Here is a 1,343-nt window from a genome sequence, read left to right on the forward strand (position 1 = left end):
CTTTTATTTAATGGGTACATATGATGATTGGTTAAGGGTGCTTAAGGAACTAAACAAAGAGCGCTATAAAAAGTAGGATTGATGCGTATAAATCTAGTCAGTAAAAAGTCGATTATTGTAATTTCAGCTATAACTATACTGCTTTTTTCTTATTACTTACTTCCTTCAGTGCTCAAAAATTTGTGGAAAAGCGCGCACTCAGATGTTCAAAACGTCACTGTTAGTGGTTATGTGTACGATAGAGACAAAAAAGCTGTGAGTAGTTATACACTGCATATAACCAACTATTACTATGAAGGCGGTGATTATGATGGGTTTGGTGGCAGTAAAGTGCACCAGGTTGTGAGTGATGAAAGTGGATACTATGAGTTAAAGCTAGATAAGAGTGCTTTCATACAAATAGACTCAGTAAAAGAAGGATATACAAAGTCTTTAAAAGACAAATACATTTATGATCAAAGTGTAAAAATAGATTTTTACATTAAATAGCTTTAAACCAGATAGGTAAACGATAACTGTTTTATGTTCCGCGTGGAACATTTTTGTGGAACGCTCACTAGCTTCAGAATAAAGAAAACCCAGGGCTTGGCCTGGGCTAAAAAGCTCTCTTTGGGCTTATCTTATGAGTCCTTGTTGCACAAAAAATGTGCAGAATGAGTATTGATCTGGGTCTATAAATCTTACCTAAAAGTTTTCTGAATATACTTTTGTACTTTTGAGATTTTTACAATTACATTTTCTTTTTTAATATTTGGATATCGGTTAAACAGCAAAGGCAAGTCTCTTTCCGAGCTGTCAAAAATTATTGCCTTAAATTTAGTTCTTTCAGGGTTAATTAATACCGCTAGATCACCTAGATATGTGGCTTTGTTAGCTTCTACCTCAAAAGGAGCATCAAATCTTCCACTTAAAGTAGACGAGGGATACTGACGATGTATGCTCATAAATGAATATTTTCCCTCTGGTAATTCAATTACTGCTAACCTGCCTCTAAGATCACCACCTACCCAATCCAGAGGTGTCTCAGCTGTCTTTAATTTAACATGTCCACTGACAACATATTCAGAAAAATCAGAACTTCCACCATAATAGACTCGAAAGTTATCTAGGGTATAGTTTGATGAAATTGAAAAGACAGCCAACCCATAGTGTGGTTTAGCATCTAATTCATAATCTGGCGGGATATTTAAAGTATAGCAAGACGAAATAGCCAGGGAAAAGACTATGCATAGCAACTTCTTAAACATTAGATATATACTACCAATTACCGCTGATAAATTATTTAAAATATGTTTTAGTTTGGCTGTTTCAGGGCAGACTTCAGCTTTAAATGAGTAACAAAC

2 protein-coding genes are annotated in these 1,343 nt (G+C 34.8%); one reads left to right on the forward strand and one right to left on the reverse strand.

Features of this window, described 5'->3' with window-relative positions; genetic code table 11:
* The first annotated feature begins 81 nt into the window (after window positions 1-81).
* The gene (locus KCG35_RS25350) at window positions 82-489 is read left to right on the forward strand and encodes a hypothetical protein (RefSeq protein WP_215822633.1); all 408 of its coding nucleotides are present in this window, start codon (window positions 82-84) and stop codon (window positions 487-489) included.
* A 191-nt stretch (window positions 490-680) separates the two neighbouring features.
* Here KCG35_RS25350 and KCG35_RS25355 read toward each other — a convergent pair.
* On the reverse strand, window positions 681-1,343 hold a 663-nt coding region (locus tag KCG35_RS25355; RefSeq protein ID WP_215822634.1), incomplete at its 5' end, for a hypothetical protein.

The organism is Zooshikella harenae (genome assembly GCF_018837975.1).
Classification (GTDB): domain Bacteria; phylum Pseudomonadota; class Gammaproteobacteria; order Pseudomonadales; family Zooshikellaceae; genus Zooshikella; species Zooshikella harenae.